Annotated in this window: 16 protein-coding genes; 3 read left to right on the forward strand and 13 right to left on the reverse strand. The window is 36.8% G+C overall.

Annotated features, from left to right (window positions below):
- Positions 1–91: 91 nt before the first annotated feature.
- The 12 genes from IEW94_RS00850 to xrtF all read right to left on the reverse strand — a co-directional run bounded on the left by IEW94_RS00850 (position 92) and on the right by xrtF (position 15,688).
- Positions 92–484, reverse strand: coding sequence for a DUF1398 domain-containing protein (locus IEW94_RS00850; RefSeq protein WP_188649370.1), 393 nt, complete (start codon positions 482–484; stop codon positions 92–94).
- A gap of 126 nt (positions 485–610) precedes the next feature.
- Entirely contained in the window at positions 611–2,836 is a 2,226-nt protein-coding gene (locus IEW94_RS00855; protein WP_188649371.1) for a S9 family peptidase, read from the reverse strand.
- A 110-nt stretch (positions 2,837–2,946) separates the two neighbouring features.
- Positions 2,947–5,352, reverse strand: a complete 2,406-nt coding sequence (locus tag IEW94_RS00860) for a heavy metal translocating P-type ATPase (RefSeq protein WP_188649372.1) — start codon at positions 5,350–5,352, stop codon at positions 2,947–2,949.
- Between the two features lie 104 nt (positions 5,353–5,456).
- Entirely contained in the window at positions 5,457–6,029 is a 573-nt protein-coding gene (locus IEW94_RS00865) for a helix-turn-helix domain-containing protein (RefSeq protein WP_188649373.1), read from the reverse strand.
- A gap of 31 nt (positions 6,030–6,060) precedes the next feature.
- Complete coding sequence (locus IEW94_RS00870) at positions 6,061–7,284, reverse strand: permease (protein WP_188649374.1); 1,224 nt, start codon at positions 7,282–7,284, stop codon at positions 6,061–6,063.
- A 9-nt stretch (positions 7,285–7,293) separates the two neighbouring features.
- Entirely contained in the window at positions 7,294–7,701 is a 408-nt protein-coding gene (locus IEW94_RS00875) for a heavy-metal-associated domain-containing protein (RefSeq protein ID WP_188649375.1), read from the reverse strand.
- 29 nt (positions 7,702–7,730) lie between these two features.
- Positions 7,731–9,029: an efflux RND transporter periplasmic adaptor subunit gene (locus tag IEW94_RS00880; RefSeq protein ID WP_188649376.1), complete on the reverse strand. Its 1,299-nt coding sequence runs from the start codon at positions 9,027–9,029 to the stop codon at positions 7,731–7,733.
- Positions 9,030–9,041: 12 nt separating this feature from the next.
- Complete coding sequence (locus tag IEW94_RS00885; protein ID WP_188649377.1) at positions 9,042–10,289, reverse strand: TolC family protein; 1,248 nt, start codon at positions 10,287–10,289, stop codon at positions 9,042–9,044.
- 10 nt (positions 10,290–10,299) lie between these two features.
- Positions 10,300–14,139: an efflux RND transporter permease subunit gene (locus tag IEW94_RS00890; protein ID WP_188649378.1), complete on the reverse strand. Its 3,840-nt coding sequence runs from the start codon at positions 14,137–14,139 to the stop codon at positions 10,300–10,302.
- 99 nt (positions 14,140–14,238) lie between these two features.
- A complete protein-coding gene (locus tag IEW94_RS00895) occupies positions 14,239–14,655 on the reverse strand; it encodes an HYC_CC_PP family protein (protein ID WP_188649379.1) in 417 nt (138 codons plus the stop codon).
- Positions 14,656–14,715: 60 nt separating this feature from the next.
- Positions 14,716–15,144, reverse strand: coding sequence for an exosortase F system-associated membrane protein (locus tag IEW94_RS00900; protein WP_188649380.1), 429 nt, complete (start codon positions 15,142–15,144; stop codon positions 14,716–14,718).
- Positions 15,137–15,688: an exosortase family protein XrtF gene (gene xrtF, locus IEW94_RS00905; protein ID WP_188649381.1), complete on the reverse strand. Its 552-nt coding sequence runs from the start codon at positions 15,686–15,688 to the stop codon at positions 15,137–15,139. Before xrtF ends, IEW94_RS00900 begins: the two co-directional genes overlap by 8 nt.
- Positions 15,689–15,770: 82 nt before the next feature.
- Here xrtF and IEW94_RS00910 point away from each other — a divergent pair, with 82 nt between their 5' ends.
- Positions 15,771–16,226: an XrtF-associated fRMsr-like GAF protein gene (locus tag IEW94_RS00910; protein ID WP_188649382.1), complete on the forward strand. Its 456-nt coding sequence runs from the start codon at positions 15,771–15,773 to the stop codon at positions 16,224–16,226.
- A 9-nt stretch (positions 16,227–16,235) separates the two neighbouring features.
- On the opposite strand, the gene IEW94_RS00915 is transcribed toward IEW94_RS00910, so the two are convergent.
- Positions 16,236–17,486, reverse strand: coding sequence for an ABC transporter permease (locus IEW94_RS00915; protein ID WP_188649383.1), 1,251 nt, complete (start codon positions 17,484–17,486; stop codon positions 16,236–16,238).
- A gap of 246 nt (positions 17,487–17,732) precedes the next feature.
- On the opposite strand from IEW94_RS00915, the gene purH reads away from it, so the two are divergent.
- Both purH and IEW94_RS00925 read left to right on the forward strand, forming a co-directional pair.
- Positions 17,733–19,265 (forward strand): bifunctional phosphoribosylaminoimidazolecarboxamide formyltransferase/IMP cyclohydrolase, encoded by a 1,533-nt coding sequence (gene purH, locus IEW94_RS00920; protein ID WP_188649384.1) that lies wholly within the window; start codon positions 17,733–17,735, stop codon positions 19,263–19,265.
- Positions 19,266–19,363: 98 nt separating this feature from the next.
- Entirely contained in the window at positions 19,364–20,392 is a 1,029-nt protein-coding gene (locus IEW94_RS00925) for a rod shape-determining protein (protein WP_188649385.1), read from the forward strand.
- Positions 20,393–20,394 lie beyond the last annotated feature (2 nt).

A 20,394-nucleotide genomic window follows, 5' to 3' on the forward strand; every position in this document is an offset into this window, starting at 1 on the left:
AAAAAACGCTTCAAAGTTAATTGAAGCGTTTTTTATGAATTTACTTAACTTATTTGTTGAGGGTTCATTGCCTTCAGTAGATTTTAATTTATTAAGGCATCGGGATTGGTTCAACTGTCAATTTCTCTCCTTTCTTATCAAGATAGGTTACAGTCATTTCAATCATATGGGTTCTCCATTTTTCAACTCCAGCATCAGCTGCCTGTTTACAAAACGTTGGATAATCTGTTTGTCCTTGTTGATGAATAGAAATAGCATGCTTTAAACTATCTGATGAACTAATATCATTCACTTGCATTTCTGGATATTTTGATTCTGCATTAAGAGAAAAGCCATTTGATCCATAATATTTAGTTCTACCATCAGAAACAAAATTGTCATAAAAAATTACGCCAATTCCTTTTAGGTCTTGTACAAATTGTGGAAAGTCAGCACCACTTTTAACTTTGGTAAATGCTTGATGAATTTGTTCTATTGTAAACATATTTATAATGTTTTATATCAGAAGTTATGCTAAGTTAAAAGATTTTTCAAAAAAATCAACATAACAAAAACATTTCAAAAACCCCAAAGTTAATCTTTGGGGTTTATAGATATTTTTAAAAAAATTTTATTTTCCTCCCGGTGGGCAATGTGCCCTAAGATAATTAGTGTATAATGTTCTTAAATGTTCTGTAGTGCCTTCGCCTTCATTAATACTGTGTGTCCGGTTTGGATACTCCATAAATTGAAATTGCTTGTTGTACTTAACTAACTCATTAATCAACATTTCAGCATTTTGGTAGTGTACGTTATCATCACCTGAACCATGGATATATAACAGATTTCCTTCCAGATTTTTGGCATATGTTAATGGAGATCCTTTAATGAAGTCCTCTTTATTTTCCTGTGGCAAGCCCATGTAGCGCTCTTGGTACACATTATCGTATGTTAATTGGTTGGCTACTGCTGCAATGGCTATGCCTGTTTTATAAATTTCAGGATGCTGGAACATCAAGTTTAAGGTAGCCGATCCACCTCCACTCCAGCCCCAAACGCCCACACGGTCTGGATCTACAAAATCCCATTTTAAAACTTCCTTGGCCGCCATAGCTTGGTCATGAATATTTATCTGGCCTATTTTTCTGTAAATACTTTTACGCCATTCACGTCCTTTAGGTGCTGGTGTTCCCCTATTATCAACCGATATATAAATGTACCCATCCTCACTCATGTTGCCATTATACAGAAAATTATAACCTGCCCCATAGGTGTCTTTAACGGTAGCAGAAGCGGGTTCACTGTAAACATAAAACACAACTGGATATTTTTTAGATGGGTCAAAATCCTTTGGTTTAACCATCCAAGCATCCATATCAACGCCATCTTCGGTCGTAATTTTAAAGAATTCCACCTTAGGTGTTACTTGCAATTTTGCTAGATTAGACTCAATACTCCTTGTTTCATCAACGGGCTTTTGGGTGGTGAATGAAATCAATTCTGAAGCAGGCCTCGTAAAGTGATTTGAAAACGAATGCACGGCATAGGTTCCTGTGGGAGACACATCATAATCGTGCGTTCCTTTTAATTCTTCTGGACTTACCAATTGTAAGGCGCCTTTACCATTTAATTTGGTTTTATACAGATAGCTTTGGGTTGCATTATCTGGTGAAGCCATAAAATACACATAGCCATTTTTTGTGTCAACATACTTCAAATCGATAAAATCATAATCCCCATGGGTGATTAGTTTCTCCTTTTTACCTTCCAAGGATACTTCAAACAAATGACGCCATCCATCTTTTTCAGAAACCCATAGTACACTTTTGCCTTGGTTCAACCAAATAAAATCATTGGTGAAATAGATGTCATACTTATGCTCATTTTGATAGATGTCTACCCAAGCATTATCGGTTTCTTCTTCTATGACTTTTGACGCTCCTGTTTTTGGTTCAGCAATAAACAATTTGCTATCATTCTGTCTTCTGTTGAGTTGTTGAATCAGTAACTTTTCAGAAGATGGGATATATTCCATACGTACCAAATAATGCTGACGCGGATCTCCTGGAATATCCATCCAAGTGGTTTTGGCATCATCAACCGTCACCACCCCTACTTTACAAGACGATGGCGTTTCGCCTACCTTTGGATATTCAATTGGAATGGGTTTTGAGTAAATGGAATCGGTATTATTTATCAAATAAAACTTCTTGGTATCACTGGCATCAATTTGCCAATAGGCAATGGATTTACTGTCAGGGCTCCAACGAAATCCATCTCTACAGAAAAACTCTTCTTCATACACCCAATCAAACGTACCATTAATCAAGGTTGTTGTTCCATCGGTTGTCAAAGCCTTAATTTTTGATGTGCTTAAATCTTCAACATAAATATTGTGCCCGCTTACATAAGCCACCGATTTACCATCAGGCGAAAATTTAGCAAACATGAGTGACGATTCAGGCAAGGATTTACCCAATTGCTGTAACGATCCAGTTGCTACATTTAAAACCCAGTAATCGCCTTTGGTATGTAACCGCCATACCTTTTTGGTATTTGTAAACAACAATACGCGTTGTGCATCATCCGAAAAGGTAAAATAATTGATTTCAAGTGGGTTGGCGGCGCCTTTTGGGGTTAGTTCTGCTGCTGAAATCAATATCTTTGGCTCATTTTGAGGCAATGTGTATTGAACAATGGAATTGTTTTGAACAATGTAGTACGAGTTCCCGTCATTGGACCATTTTAATCCAGCGCTTTGGGAAAAACCTTGATAAGACACTAATATCGCAATTGCAATAAACAGTAGTGATTTGAATGGAATCTTAAAGTTGTTAAACTTTCTGAAAATGTGCATAAAACAAATATTTTAAATTTATACGTGTTAGAAAAAGAGGTTAAATCTACTATTAAATTTCAATTTTAAAGCTGATTTTTGATAGGTTTAACATAATATCCCATTGAAACTTATTCAATATTGGCGTTACGTAATCGTAACGCATTTGTAATTACGGACACCGAACTAAAACTCATGGCCAAAGCGGCCAACATAGGTGACAACAACAAGCCAAAAAACGGAAATAAAATACCTGCTGCAATGGGCACGCCAATACTATTGTAAACCAATGCAAAGAAAAGGTTTTGCTTGATGTTACCCATAACCTTGGTACTTAAATTATGGGCCTTTACAATTCCCTGTAAATCACCTTTTACCAATGTAATACCAGCTCTTTCTATGGCAACATCGGTTCCTGTGCCCATGGCTATACCCACATTGCATTTTGCTAGGGCAGGCGCATCATTTATGCCATCACCAGCTACGGCCACTTTTTTACCCTCATTTTGAAGACGCTCCACTTCACGCAGTTTGTCTTCTGGTAACATATCTGCTTTAAAGTCTGCTAAATTCATTTCTTCAGCTACTGCTTGAGCGGTATTTTTGTTGTCCCCTGTGAGCATGACAACATCAATACCTCTATTTTGCAATGCCGCAATCGCTTCTTTACTGCTTTCCTTAATTTTATCGGAAATCACAACAAAACCAACCACATGTTCATCGATAGCTAAAAAAGAAACCGTTTTGCCAGATGCCTGTTGATTGGCCGCTTCCTTTTCAAGTGTTTCAGATATAGAAGCTTTTACCTCATCCATCATTTTTCTGTTTCCTAAGGCAACTTTTTTTGACTCTATAATACCCGTGACACCTTTTCCTGTGACTGAATTAAAACTATCTACTTTTAAAGAATCCAACTTTTGTTCTTTTCCATATGCAACAGTGGCTTCGGCCAAAGGATGTTCACTATGGGCATTTACAGACATACTATATTGAAGCACTTTTTCCTTATTAAAATCACTAGATTCAGCAATAACGGTATCCACTGAAGGCTTCCCTTCTGTGATGGTTCCTGTTTTATCAATTATTAGCACGTCAATGTCGTTTAATGTCTCCAAAGCTTCTGCATTCCTGATAAGCACGCCAGACTTGGCGCCTTTACCAACACCCACCATAACCGACATGGGCGTTGCCAATCCTAAGGCACAAGGACAGGCTATAATGAGTACCGCAATAGCATTTACCAAGGCATAAACATATTTGGGTTCTGGGCCAAAAATAACCCATGCAATAAAGGTTAATACCGAAATAAGCACAACTACAGGTACAAAATAACCTGATATTTTATCGGCCAATTTTTGTATGGGCGCCTGACTTCTACTGGCTTTATTGACCATATCAATAATTTGCGACAGCAAGGTATCGGACCCTATCCGTTCTGCTTTCATGATGAAAGATTGCTTGCCATTGATGGTTCCGGAACTTACTTTGTCTTTTACCGATTTATGAACGGGCATGGGCTCGCCTGTTATCATGGATTCGTCAATGGAGCTTTCTCCTTGTTGAATGGTTCCATCAACGGGGATTTTATCACCGGGCTTTACACGCAATAAATCACCAATTTTAATAGCATCTATTGATATGGTTTCTTCCTGTCCGTCAACAACCCGAATGGCTTGATTGGGAGCCAACTTCAATAGTTCCTTAACTGCACTATTTGTTTTGGTATGGGCACGGGCCTCCAAAACCTGTCCCATCAACACCAAGGTTAAAATAACCGTGGCCGCTTCAAAATAGACATGAACAGTGCCAAATTCGGTCTTAAATTCCGGTGGGAAAAAACCTGGAAAAATCATACCAAACACGCTAAACGTCCAAGCAACACCTGCTCCAATGCCAATAAGCGTGAACATATTTAAATTCCATGTTATAATGGATTTGTAGGCACGTTGAAAGAACATCCAAGTTGTGTAAAACACTACCGGAATGGATAATGCAAATTCAATCCAATTCCAATATTTTAAACCTAACACATCATACAACGGATTGTTTGGAATCATGTCTGACATAGCAATCAAAAAAATGGGCAATGTAAACGCCACGCTCCACCAAAATTTTTTCAGCAATTTTTTATAATTATTTTCTTCTGCTGAGCTTTCTGAATGTGAAGAAACTTCTTCAACCAAATCCATACCACATACTGGGCAATCCCCTGGTTTATCATAGGTTTTATCGCCTTCGCAATGCATCGGGCAATAAAACACACCTGTTCCCTTTCCCTCTTGTTTTTTGGGACTAGGGTGTTCATGCTTATGCTCGTTTTCTCCCGGCATGGAAATGCTATATCTGCCGTTACTGTCTGACTCAAGCGCTTCCCTAAACGTTTCTAAAGAGATATGGGATTCCATTTCAATAACGGCTTCTGCTTTTTGTAAATCCACTTGGGCGTCAATAACGCCTTCTACATTATTAAGTGTTTTTTCAACATGCGACCGGCAGCCGTTACAGCTCATTCCTGAAATTTTATAGGTATGTTTCATCTGATACAATTTTTTAGTGCTATTAGAAGTAAAACCATAATATTTTACCTTAAGTAATGAACAAAGGTCTTTATAAACCAGAATATAATTGTGTACAATTTTGGTTAAATTGTATCTAATTTTTTTCGTGTCCGTATGTTTTTAAAAACCGATGGTGTCATCCCAGTAATTTGTTTGAACTGTTTTGATAAATGTTGTGGACTGCTATAATTGAGTTGATAGGATATTTGGCTCAAGGTTAATTCGTTGTAAACAATCAACTCCTTAGCACGTTCAATACGTTGTTCTATAATATAATGCTCTATGGTGTTGCCTTCTATTTCAGAAAACAATTTACTTAACTGGGAATAGTCCATCCCGATTTCTGAAGCTATATACTCAGAAATTTTTTGGTTCTCAGGCTTTTCTTTTCCATAATGAATAAGTTGAACAATGATTGTTTTTATTGTTTTTACAATAACTGACTCTTTATCTTCAACCAACTCAAAGCCTTCTTTTTCAAGAATGGCTTTTAGCCTTTCTTTCTCCTTTTCTGAAATATCCCGATTAAAATAAATAGACCCTAAATCAACATCATTAAAGTCTATTTTATGCTTGATTAGTTCTTCTTTTACCACTTTGATACAGCGATTGCAAACCATGTTTTTAACTGCTATTTCAATGTTTTGCTTTTTCATATCATTAAAGATTCATATGCGTTTAAAAAAATCAGTTCACTAAAAATTTAACAATTAATCCGCCAGCAAGCCATATATAACAAGCTAAAGCGATATACTTCAAACTGCGTTCCAATAATTGGCTTTTTGGTGCCATTTCCTTCATGTGTTTGACATCTTTCCGTTTAAAAAATCCGAGATAGATTAAAAATCCGGAAAGCGCTACAAATGCCATATTTAAAAAGAAGGTATAGTTTATTTGAAAAAATGCATTGTCCATAATTTTGACCTGTGATGGATTAGGCAAAACATTCAACAAATCGAAAGAATAATACAAAATCAAAGAGGCGCCTATGAGTGCCATGAACAACAAAAACAATATAAACAACGACATTTTCCAACCATAGTATTTGGCATTGATACGAAGAATTGGAAAGACCACTAAATCACTAAATATAAATGCCATAACGCCAGCAAAACTAACCCCTTTACCAAATAACAACGCTGCCAAAGGGATGTTTCCCATGGATCCAATAAAGGTAAAAAATGCAGCAATAGGACCGACAATTGTATGCTGTAAAATTTCAAAAAATGTAAAATCTGTATGCCCGTTACCACTATGAATGAACAAGGTTTGAAAGAAGGAATCCGGCACAAAAGTCGCTACAATTCCAGCAATGGTAAAGCCCACAGTTACATCTTTCCAAACCATTTTCCACTCCATGCCATATTGTTTTGAAACTTTTGCCCAACCCCTTTCAGTTTGTATTTTCTCCTTCCATGATTGGTGCCCATCCATTCCATCATGATCCTTGTCCATTAGATTTTTGCGAGCATTTTCAATGAGTTTTTTTGGATTTATCAAGCGAATCAACAGCCAAGAAATAAGTATCAATAAAATTCCGCCTACATATTCTCCAACCACAAACTGCCATCCTAGGAAAATTGAAATGATAATTCCAAGTTCAATAACCAAATTAGTAGACGCCAGTAAAAAAGCCATTGAAGAAACAAAACTTGCTCCTTTTTTAAAAAGTGACTTGGTAGACGCCAAAGCAGAAAAACTACACGAACTGCTAATAAAACCAAAAAATGTCCCTAGCAAAACACCTTTGACTTCATTATCTCCCATGGTTTTTTGCATCTTTTTTTCGGTTACAAACACCTGGATCATACTACTTATAATATATCCCAAAGCGAATGCCCACAGTGCCATCCAAAAAAAACCAATAGTGGTATAGGCTGCTTCTGCCCATTGTTTTAAAAAATTATCCATTAAGATAATTTATTTCATCTGATTCATCGACATCTCATGGTCATACTGGCAACAACTAGGTAAGTTATTATAGGCATCTGCATTTGCTGATACTTTTTCGGTATCATAACCAGAGGCTGCTATGGCATTTTGGATAGCCATTTCATTGGTTTTTGAACCATCAAAGGATACATCAATTTTCTTTTTGTCTACATCCCAAACCGCTTTAGAAACGCCTTCAACACTATTGGCCGCTTTTTCAATGGTCTTTTTGCATGTTTCACAATTACCCCTTACCCCAAAGGTAATATTAGTCATTGCCATTTTAGTAACCTCTTCGGTTTTTACTGAAGAATCTGAGTCTTTTTTTATTTCATTTTTACAGCTAAACAACCCAATTGTTGCAATTACCGCTACGCTTAAAACTAACTTTTTCATGATTTTAAAATTTAATTGTTTATTAATTATTATTTATTTTTATTATTCATATCCATGTCTGGCATTGTTCCCGTGCCTTCATTTGGATTCATCATACTTTTTTGTCCTGATAATTGTGCAGAGGCATCAATCCTGAACACGCCATTTGTTGCGACAACCTCACCAGCCTCCAATCCGCTTTTTACCATATAGAAATCTCCCATATCTTGACCCAATACAATTTCCCTATACATAAATGAAATGGTTTTTTCATGGGGCACTTTAACATACACCACTGCTCTCTTACCAGTCCAAAGCACAGCAGATTTCGGTATAATTAATGCGTCTTTTTCTGTTTTTAATGTTGCTTTGATAACACCTGTAGCATACATTTCTGGCAATAATTTTTTTTCGCCATTGTTGACCTCAACCCTTACTTTGGCTACTCTGGTGCTAGAAGACACAAAAGGATCAACATAATCTACCTTGCCCTTAAAATTTCTGCCTGGAATGGCCTGAATGGTGAAGTCTACTTCATCTCCAACATGAATCCATGGAATATCCGATTCATAGGCTTCAAACATGACCCAAACACTGTTCAAATTGGCAATATCAAATAAATTATCGCCTGCTTTCACATGGTCTCCCAACTCCACATTGCGTTTCATAACATACCCTGAATAATCAGAATAGATATCAACCTGCTCACTCACTTTTCCTAATTTTTCAATGGCATCAATTTGAGCGTCAGACAGTTTCCATAATTTAAGTTTGTTGCGAGACGCCGTATACAATTGTGGATAGACATCCCTAGACCGGATAGCTTCAAACAATTCTTTTTGGGCCGATATTAAATCTGGTGAATACAAGCGAACAATGCGTTGACCTTGTGACACTTTTTCGCCTGTAAAATTCACGTATAACCGCTCTATTCGTCCCGGAATATGGGACACTTGAGAATACAAGCGTCTTTCGTCTGGTTTTACTTTCCCTAATAAACGAATATCTTTTTTTGCGTTGGAGCGCTCGACCGTAGTGGTTTGAATATTCGCTAATTGTACAGCTTCTGGGGTCATTACAATTTCGTTTGACGCAATAGCTTCTGAACTATCACTTGATGAATCCAATGGAATTAAGTCCATCCCACAAATAGGGCATTTACCCGGTTTTTCCATTCTGATTTGTGGATGCATGGAGCAGGTCCATAACTTGGTTACAGAATCCTGAACAAGCTCGTGTTCACCATCTTTATGTGTGCCAGATGAATGTCCTCCAGAAAACACATTGCCTAATATAATTCCTAGAATTAATATGCCGACAGCTATAATATAATGTTTGTATTTTTTCATTTTTAATATGTTTTAATTCCCTAATAAATAGTCAACAAATGCAGTGGCTGCATTTTTATCGGTTAATGCTTTTTGATATTCCAATTCATACTTCAGTAATTCGCGTTCCATACGCAATACTTCTTCAAATCCTTTTGAATCGGTTGAATAGGATGTCATTAAAACATCCAATACTTTTTTGGCAATTTCTGTTTGTTTTTGGTTTAACAGGATGCGCCTATTACTGTCACTAAAATCTTTATAGGTATCTTCATAAACCGTAGACAGCATATTCTTTTTGTCTTCTTTTTTTGAACGTTCTGCTTCTTGCAAATAGGTTGCTTCCTTAATACGGGCTTTGTATTTATTTCGATACAACGGGATTTTAATTCCGATGGAAGGAAACATAAACGCATCCCGGCCATTATCAATAGCTGTTGACATGGGATTTTTTTCCACTATGGTATAATCCAATCCTAAAGTAAACATGGGCAAGCCTTCCTTTTTTGCCACAATCTCTTGATTGGCAAACGCATTCAGTTTGTGGTCTATACTTTTCAGTTCGTGGTTGGCACTGTAAATGGAATCCAACATAGATTGTTTATCCAGAGGCAATTCCTCTTGCCATAAGGTTTCGGGAACCTCTATAGTTTCTGAGATTTGAGTGTTCAACAAATTATAGAACTTTACTTTCAATACATGTTTCGTGTCTGAAAGCAACGCCATTTGGTTTTTTAAATCATTCAATTCCAACTCAACCCGCAATTCGTCAACTATCGAGGCTTTTCCTGATTCTATTTTCACTAAGGAAAGGCGCTTAAAAACCTCAAGGATTCCAATATTCTCTTCGGTGATTTCAATGGCTTTTTCAATAAAATAATAATTGTAATAGGCCGTTTTTACTTCAAAGAACAAATTTGATTTTAAATTTTCAAACGCTTCATACTTTGCTTTTGCCATTTCTGTTGCCACATCTTCTTTAGCGTTTAATAATCCAAACCAAGGAAAGCTCTGGGTTAAATTGAATTTCCATTTTTGCGGTCCTACCCTAGTTTCTACTGGTTGGATAAAATAGCTAAAAGCAAAACTTGCTTCTGGCAACGTTCCTACTTGTGGAACTTGCTCCATTGCAGCCATATAATCATTAAATTTTGCTTGTAACCCCAGATTGTTTTTGGCTGCTATCTCTAAATAATGCTTTAAGCTTTGTTGACCAAAGACATCTGTTGTACCAATCAATATCAAACTAATAACTAATATATAATAACTTATTTTTTTCATCTCTAACAGTTTACGCATGAATACTCTTAAGCTCTCTTTTTAAACCATGTTCTTTCCACATGCAATACAACACAGGTACCACAAACATGGTCATGACCTGTAGCAACATACCACCAAAAGACGGAATAGCCATAGGGACGACCACATCGGCTCCTTTGCCGGTTGCCGTCAACACAGGAATTAGCGCAATAACCGCTACAGCTGCTGTCATCATAGCTGGCCGTACCCGTTTGGCTCCTGCATGTAGCACAGACGTTCTTACATCTTTTATGGTCTTTGGTTTTTCGTCTTTAAACACTTGGGTTAAATAGGTTCCCATAATAACGCCATCATCGGTGGCAATACCAAACAGCGCGATAAATCCTACCCACACAGCAACACTTAAATTAATGGTATGCAATTGAAATAAATCCCGCATATAAACCCCTGCAAAGCTGAAGTTTAAAAACCAGTCTTGTCCATATAGCCAAATCATGATAAAGCCACCTGAAAAGGCTACAAAAATACCCGTAAAGACCATCAAGGACGGTACTAAAGATTTAAACTGAAAATATAGGATCAATAGAATCAGGATTAATGAAATGGGAACCACAATCATGAGTCGCTTTGAAGCTCTGATTTGATTTTCATAGTTACCTGTAAACCGATAGGTTACGCCATCCGGTAATGTAAACTCTCCGGAATCGATTTTGTCTTTAATGAACTTTTGGGCATCTTCAACTACATTGGTTTCTGCATAACCATCTTTCATATCAAAAATAACATAACCAGTCAAAAAGGTATCCTCACTTTTTATAACCTGGGGCCCTCTAACATAATCTATGGAAGCCAATTCTCCCAATTCCACCTGAACACCCGATGGCGTTGGAATCAAGATTTTTTTCAAATCATCGGGATTGTCCCTAAACTCCCTGGCATACCGCACCCGAACTGGAAACCGCTCTCTTCCTTCAACTGTTGTTGTTAGTTGCTTACCCCCTACCGCAACCGATAGTTGCATTTGCATGTCTTTTATGGTTAGTCCATATCTAGACATGGCTTCCCTATTTAATTTTATTTCCAAATAGGGTTTACCAACCACTCTATCGGCAAAGACCGTAGATGGGTTCACGCTAGGGACTTCCTTCAAAAGGCTTTCAAGTTCAAAACCTGCCTTTTGAATGGTCTCCAAATCGGGGCCAAACACTTTAATTCCCATGGGGGCACGCATACCCGTTGACAGCATAATCAACCGTGTTTGGATGGGCTGTAACTTGGGCGCTGATGTCAATCCCGGGAAATTAGAATGCTTCAAGATTTCTTTCCAAATATCATCTGCTTTTTTAATCTGAGGCCGCCACTGTCTAAAATACTCACCATCTTCATCTTCTGTTAACTCATCTTTTGTTATTTTTCTGAAAGGATCCTCGTTATATTTGTAGGTCGAACCGTCTTTTAACACAAAAGCATCATCTTTATCAACCTTAAAGCGAACTTTTCTTCCATCTTCATCCAAAATATATTCGGGGATATAGGTAATGGTATTTTCAAACATGGATGTTGGCGCAGGGTCTAATGCTGAATTGACACGTCCCCATTTACCAACCGATGTAGCAATTTCTGGAATGGAATTCATCCGTTTATCAATACTGGCAATAACTTCCATGTTTTCGGTAATTCCTGAATGGGGCATGGTAGTTGGCATTAACAGAAAAGAACCTTCATCTAAAGATGGCATAAACTCTTTCCCTACGCCAGGAAATGTTTGTTCCAATCCTGCCCAAAGGCTGTTGCTTTTAACAGCATTGGGCATAAACCCAAAGGCTTTACCAAAACCTAACCAGATGACCATTCCAAAGCAAATCACAATAATTGGAATGCTTAAAAATTTCCATTTATTGTCCAAACACCAAGCAAGGATTCTAGTATAAAAATGAACGATGGTCATTAAGATTCCTAAAACCGACCCTACAATAATAATGACAAAAATAAAATTGATTAAGGTTGAATTGGAAGCTCCTAATGGCATCCACTCAACCGTTAAAAAATAAAGAACAACAAGCAAGGTGATAGCAATATTGATATAGTTTGCTATTTCTTCGGAATATGGTAATTTAATCTTATTGTTGAACAGACTCCGTGGTGCGACTTTGGTCAATAAATTATTGACACCAAAGGCAATAAGAGCGAGTGCAATGACGCTTCCGTAAGCTATTGTAAAAACCAAGCCGAATCCTATCAAAAGGGCATTGAATATTCTGCTGGTTTTCTTTTTATCAAACCGGATTGAAAACAGTACTTGGGCCATGGCAGGAATAAACATGATCCCAATAAACAAGGAGGATACCAAAGCAAATGTTTTGGTAAAGGCCAAAGGCCTGAACAATTTACCTTCTGAAGCCTGCATGGCAAATACGGGCAAAAAGCTTACAATAGTTGTTGCCAATGCGGTCATAATGGCCGAAGCGACTTCAACAGTTGCAAGATAAATTACCTGCACCAATTGTTTTCCTTTAACATCTTTATTTTCGGGCATTTCAAGATGTCTGATAATATTTTCGGTAAAGACAATGCCAACATCTACCATAACCCCAATAGCAATTGCAATTCCTGACAGCGCTACTATATTGGCATCTACATGAAAATATTTCATTAAGATAAAGGTCATTAACACCCCGACTGGTAATAAGGTTGAAATTAATACGGAGGCCCTTAAATTGAGTACCAACACAATAACCACCAAAATACTGATCAATATTTCGTGGGAAAGCGAAGACTCTAAGGTTCCCAAAGTTTCCCGGATCAATCCTGAGCGGTCATAAAACGGTACAATAGTTACTTTTGACACCGTACCATCTGCCAATGTTTTAGAAGGTAAACCAGGTGCTACTTCTTCAATTTTATGTTTAAGATTTTGAATGACTTCCTGTGGATTGGCACCATATCTTGCTACAACCACTCCCCCAACGGCCTCAACTCCGCTTTTGTCAAGACCACCTCTTCGGGTGGCTGGACCAAACTGTATTCTTGCTACATCCTTTAAACGAATGGGCACATTATCGCTTACCGCAACAACACTTTCTTCTAAATCAGACAGGTTTTTAATATAACCTAAGCCCCTAACCAAATACTCAACTTTGTTAAACTCTATGGTACGGGCACCGATATCTAGATTACTGTTCTTAACAGCGTTCATGATCATATTGACATTCACGTTGTTCGCTTTCATGGCATCTGGGTCAATTTCTATCTGGTATTCTTTTAAAAAGCCTCCAATGGATGCCACTTCAGACACACCACTAGCTGCCGTTAAATAATACCGTACATAAAAATCTTGGATGGTTCTTAATTCTTGCGGATCCCATCCACCTGTTGGTTTGCCGGTTTTTGGGTCGCGTCCTTCCAAAGTGTACCAATAGACTTGTCCCAAAGCGGTCGCATCTGGTCCTAAAGCAGGCTTTACCTCGTCTGGAACCGTACCTGGCGGTAAGGAATTCAATTTTTCCAGAATACGGGTTCTGCTCCAATAAAAGTCTACATCATCATTAAAAATGATATAAATACTGGAAAGACCAAAAATAGAATTGCTTCGAATGGTTTTTACGCCTGGAACTCCTAGTAAGGCAGTTGTTAACGGATAAGTGATTTGATCTTCTATATCCTGGGGCGATTGCCCCATCCATTCGGTATATACAATTTGCTGGTTTTCACCAATATCAGGGATGGCATCAACAGGCACGGGATTTCGTTCTATTAATGATGTGTCCCAGTTAAAAGGAGCTGTAACCAACCCACCCACTATAAATGCAGCGAGTAGTATAAATGTGATTAACTTGTTCTCAAGAAAATATTTTATGATTTTATTTAGCATGTAATTTGATGATTAAACCGTTAGACATTGGTGTTGGAAAACACCGAATACAATCAGTCATCCTTAGAAAATAAGGACACTAAGTCTAAAGTTTAAAAATCAAATTAAATACGTCTCGTCAAGCTTGTAGATACTCTTGACAATAATTGGTGGTGGGTATTCTGAAAATGCCGTTTTGTTTTCTGTATAACCTTCAAAAAGATTAACATAAGTATAAGCAAATGTTGCTACAAACTGCTGTTGTTGTAGCGTTAAGTTATCAAAAGACAGATTTAACTCATCTTGCCCTTGAACGGTGATATGCTTATCTGTGCAACATCCTTTTTTAGAAAACGTACTATCTGAAAGCGGTGTAGATTCATTCATTTCCATACCACAAGTCTTGGCTTGTTTGAAAATTCCAATATCAACTAAATCATCTCCACAGTAATGCATATTTATAGTGAACGACATGGTAGAAAAGACCACTATCGTCGCCATAAACAAAGCCATTATTTTGTGGAACACTTCTTTCATAAAGAACAAAAGTACAAAAATATTATTTAGCTAAACTGATTATTATCATGAGATTAACAGTTAGTGTTTCAATTTGTAATAGTAAAAAGCTGGTAATAAAACCAATAAAATTATGGGTTGAATTAAAAACCGCCGCATATTGAAAAACAAATAATAGTCTTCTTGTCTTGGATTTACAACAAAATACAAATAAATGGCTATCAATATCACAAATGAAACAGCATAAATAAATACCGAGAATTTTATCATGCTTTTATCTTTAAAAACAACAAATAAAATAGCTAAAGAAATAACGGTATTTAAAGCGTACCGTAAGGTTGTAAAAGCAACCAATTTAAAAACTTCCCGTCTTGGATTATCAATATACAAATAGTCATTTTTAAAAAAAGTCAAATAGGGATCATAAAACAATTCGTTTTCAAAAACCCGAATCAAGACCAATAGTCCAAACAATACAAAAAGCCAGATATATTTAGTTTTATTATTCATTCTTTTTAATCATGTTTGAAAACCTATTGACCCAAATTATCCACAATAAAAAAACCATCCCGTAAATAATACCGGGAAAAATAACAGTGTGAAGGATCTCTCGTCTCCACGGATAATGATACAATCCAATGGACAAAATAACGATACGCATTAAGTTGACCACATAAATTAAAACACTTCCTGATAGGATATATAAAAACGTGGTTTTTGGTTTGCCAGAAAACGCAATGATAAAGGACACAAACAATATGATGATACTTACAGAATTGCAGCCTTCAATGACTCTTGCAAGATACTTGTCGTTAATAATAAGTTTCATAGAAGGTTCATCAGGATGAGGCAAAACCTGTGCATGATACCCAAGAACATCAATCAAATCAGCACTTTGCCTAGCCACTAAATTCGTAACATAGTCTGGATAAAACTTGGAATCTTTGGAAAAGTCCAAATAAAACTTGTAAGCAACCGACAACGAAATATATACTAACAAAAACGTGAGTATAAACTTAATGACCGATTTATATTTGATAATAAGTGTTTTCAAAAAATAATTACCACAAAAATTATAAATGTAAGGGTTGTCGAATTTACACCTTTTTGAATACTTTTACCAAAACTTTTAAAAGATGATTTTTGAAACCTTAAAACCACAGATTGAATCGATTGTTTCTGATGATAAAAAACCGGTAAATGACCGATTAATGGCCATCTGCAAATTATTGGAAAACAGTGTTTCTTATTATAACTGGGTTGGGTTTTATTTTAGAAATGGCGATAAGGAGGAACTTGTATTAGGCCCTTATGTTGGTGCGCCCACAGACCATACAGTCATTCCTTTTGGAAAGGGTATTTGTGGTCAGGTGGCCGTAAGCAATCAAAATTTTGTAGTGCCCGATGTGTCTGCCCAAGACAATTACATAGCCTGTAGCATCACGGTTAAAGCAGAAATAGTGGTGCCCATTTTTGTGAACGGTAACAATATTGGACAAATAGATATAGATTCCAACACACCAGACCCATTTACTGAAGACGATGAGCGTTTTTTAGAATTTGTTTGTGCCCAGGTTGCAACTTTATTATAATCTGACTTATTAAAAACCACTTCTGATAGCTTCAACCGGATCCAGTTTTGCTGCCGAATTAGCTGGTAAAATTCCAGCAATCAACCCAATAATGGTTGACACTGAAAACCCAAGAAACATATTTTTAAAAGACAACACGAACTCGAAATCGCCAGCAAGCTGAGTACCAATAATGGTTCCTATCCAAACTAACACTAAGCCCACAAGACCTCCAATAACTGCTAAAATAATTGCTTCAAATAAAAACTGGAAGAGTATAAATCGGTTTTTGGCTCCCATAGCTTTTTGAATACCAATAATGTGCGTGCGTTCCTTAACACTAACAAACATGATGTTGGCAATTCCAAATCCGCCTACCAACAAAGAAAACCCACTAATAATCCATCCTATCGTGTTCATAAAACTGATGATACCATCAATCAAATCGGTAAATCCTGACAGTTTGGTTATAAAAAAATTATCAATATCTCCTTGTTTAAGCCCTCTAAATCGTCTGTATTTCTGTCTTAAAACCTCCTCAAAAGCAGCAACATCAACACCTTTTTTTGGTTTAATGGCAATCATGGTCAAAGCTCCTTTTTCACCAATGTTCATAAACCGCCTTGCAAAATTTGCTGGCACAAATCCTTTCTCATCAGGCGAGTCCATATTAAGACCTCCAAACTTTTGCAACACACCAATGACAGTTAATTTTCTACCATAAGCCCGAATTACTTTACCTATGGGTTCTTCGTCTTCAAAGATGTTTTTCGCTAGATTATACCCTAAAACAATAACAGCCGAACCGTTATTGGACTCTGTTTCATTATAAAACCGGCCTTTGTACAGTTTCAGGTTATCAATTTCATAAATCTCATTTGAAACGGGAGTCACCTGAACATTGGTTACTGTATTGTCTTGATATTTTATAGTTTGTGGATTTCCCACAATGGCAAACGCACATGCGTCAATATCGGGCACATTTCTTTTTATAAACTCATAATCTTCACTTCCCGTTTGGGGGAAATTGTCGCGTTTCCATCTTGGCACGTTGGTCGGTCCAAAAGAAAATCGGGTAACATACATGGTGTTTTTATCAATACCTTCCAATTGTCCTTTTATGTTCCTGTCCAAAGAATCAATGGCCGCCAAAACCGCTATAATAGAAAATATCCCAACCGTTACGCCTATTTGCGATAAAAACGTCCGCAACTTATTACTCCGTAAAGCATTGATGGCAAATGAAAAACTTTCTTTAAAAAGGCGTAAATAAATAAGCATAACAGGGTTTTTCTAAAACTCAAATAATCATATAAAGATATGACGTTTTAATAAAATATTAGTTACAAAAAAATGATAACAAAAACGAATTCTATCCTTATATTTTTGGTTGAAATAATTACTTTTGCATTTTAAAAACCTACACATCAAAAAATTAACAAAAATCAAGGCTTTTTAAAATACTTTTTCCATTACAAAAAGAATATAAACAACACAACAAAAAGAATATAAACAACACAACCTAAAATGAGTAACGAAAAAAAGATCAAATCTGCACTAATATCAGTTTTTAGTAAAGATGGATTAGAACCTATTGTAAAAAAATTAAACGAGCAAGGTGTCACCATTTATTCAACCGGTGGTACCCAAAAATTCATTAACGATTTAGGAATTGGTGTCATTCCTGTTGAAGATGTTACATCGTACCCGTCCATTCTTGGCGGACGTGTAAAAACATTACACCCGAAAGTATTTGGTGGTATTTTAAACCGCCAAAACATCGATTCTGATATTGCTGAACTAGCAGAGTTTGACATCCCTCAAATTGACGTTGTGATTGTTGATTTATATCCGTTTGAAAAAACCGTTGCTTCTGGGGCCAGTGAGCAAGATATTATAGAAAAAATCGACATCGGTGGTATTTCATTGATTCGTGCTGCAGCAAAAAATTATGCTGATGTAGTTTGTGTGGCTTCCGTGGATGATTATGCTGAATTTTTGCAGCTTATAACCGAGAAAAACGGAACACTTTCTGAAAGCGACAGAAAACGTTTTGCTTCAAAAGCGTTTAACGTGTCTTCACATTATGATACCGCTATTTTTAACTACTTCAACAAAAACCAAGAAGAAACGGTGTTGAAAATTAGTGAAACCAACGGAAAAGTACTGCGTTACGGTGAAAACCCACATCAAAAAGGATTTTTCTTTGGCAATTTTGACGATTTGTTCACCAAGCTTCACGGTAAGGAATTAAGTTACAACAACTTATTGGATGTAGATGCAGCGGTTAACTTAATGAACGAGTTCAAAAAAGATGCGCCCACATTTGCCATTTTAAAACACAATAATGCCTGTGGTTTGGCACAAAGACCAACTTTAAAACAAGCCTATTTGGATGCTTTGGCTGGCGATCCTGTTTCGGCATTTGGTGGCGTATTGATTAGTAATTCTAAAATCGATAAAGACACGGCTGAAGAAATCCATAAGTTGTTTTGTGAAGTTATCATCGCGCCGTCTTATGATGATGATGCTTTGGATATTTTACAAGGCAAAAAGAACAGAATCATTTTAATCATTCACGACATTGAATTGCCTAAAACAAGTGTAAGAAGCTGTTTAAATGGCACCTTGGTTCAAGACAAAGATAACATCACCGATACCGTTGAAGATTTAAAATACGTGACAAACAATAAACCCACAGAAAATGAGTTAGAAGACTTATTATTTGCATCAAAAATTTGCAAGCATACCAAATCTAACACCATCGTACTAGCAAAAAACAAACAATTATTAGCAAGTGGCACCGGGCAAACAAGCCGAGTAGATGCCTTAAACCAAGCCATCCATAAAGCTCAAACCTTTAATTTTGATTTAAATGGTTCTGCCATGGCCAGTGATGCCTTTTTCCCATTTCCTGATTGCGTGGAAATCGCAAAAAACGCTGGTATAAGTTCCGTTATCCAACCAGGTGGCTCCATAAAAGATCAGCTAAGTATTGATTATTGCAACGATAATAATGTGGCTATGGTACTGACTGGTACGCGCCATTTTAAACATTAATATTAAAAATAAGTGGTTATATTATTTCTATTATATATATTAACTTTTATTACATTTACAAGATTAGTTAACAAACCTTTAAAAACAACGTATAGCACATGGGCTTTTTTGACTTCTTAACCGAAGAAATTGCAATAGACTTAGGTACTGCAAACACCCTTATAATTCATAATGACAAAGTTGTGGTTGATAGCCCATCTATTGTAGCACGTGATAGAATTTCTGGTAAAATTATAGCCGTTGGTCAAGAAGCCAGTTTGATGCAAGGCAAAACGCATGAAAACATCAAGACCATCAGACCATTAAAGGACGGTGTTATAGCCGATTTTGATGCCTCTGAACAAATGATCAGCATGTTCATTAAAAACATTCCTGCATTAAAAAAGAAGTTTTTTACTCCGGCATTACGAATGGTTATTTGTATTCCATCCGGAATCACAGAAGTTGAAATGCGGGCCGTAAAAGAAAGTGCTGAACGGGTAAATGGTAAAGAAGTCTATTTAATACACGAACCCATGGCTGCCGCCATTGGTATTGGTGTTGATATTATGCAGCCCAAAGGGAACATGATTGTTGATATAGGTGGTGGTACCACTGAAATAGCGGTCATTGCCTTAGGAGGTATTGTCTGTGATAAATCCGTTAAAATTGCAGGTGATGTCTTTACCAATGATATTGTGTATTATATGCGCACGCAACACAACTTATATGTTGGAGAACGAACCGCTGAAAAAATTAAAATCCAAATTGGTGCGGCAACCGAAGACTTGGAATTGCCACCAGATGATATGAGTGTTCAAGGGCGTGACTTGTTAACAGGAAAACCAAAACAAGTTCAAATTTCGTTCAGGGAAATAGCCAAAGCTCTGGATAAATCCATTTTAAGAATTGAGGATGCCGTTATGGAAACCTTATCACAAACACCTCCAGAGTTGGCGGCCGATATTTACAATACGGGTATTTATTTAGCCGGTGGTGGTTCTATGTTAAGAGGTTTGGACAAACGTTTATCACAAAAAACAGACCTTCCAGTTTATATTGCTGAAGACCCTTTGCGCGCTGTTGTAAGAGGTACTGGTATCACACTTAAAAATTTACCTAAATACAAAAGCGTATTGATTAAATAGCC

This window comes from Yeosuana aromativorans, assembly GCF_014646655.1.
Taxonomy (GTDB): Bacteria; Bacteroidota; Bacteroidia; order Flavobacteriales; family Flavobacteriaceae; genus Yeosuana; species Yeosuana aromativorans.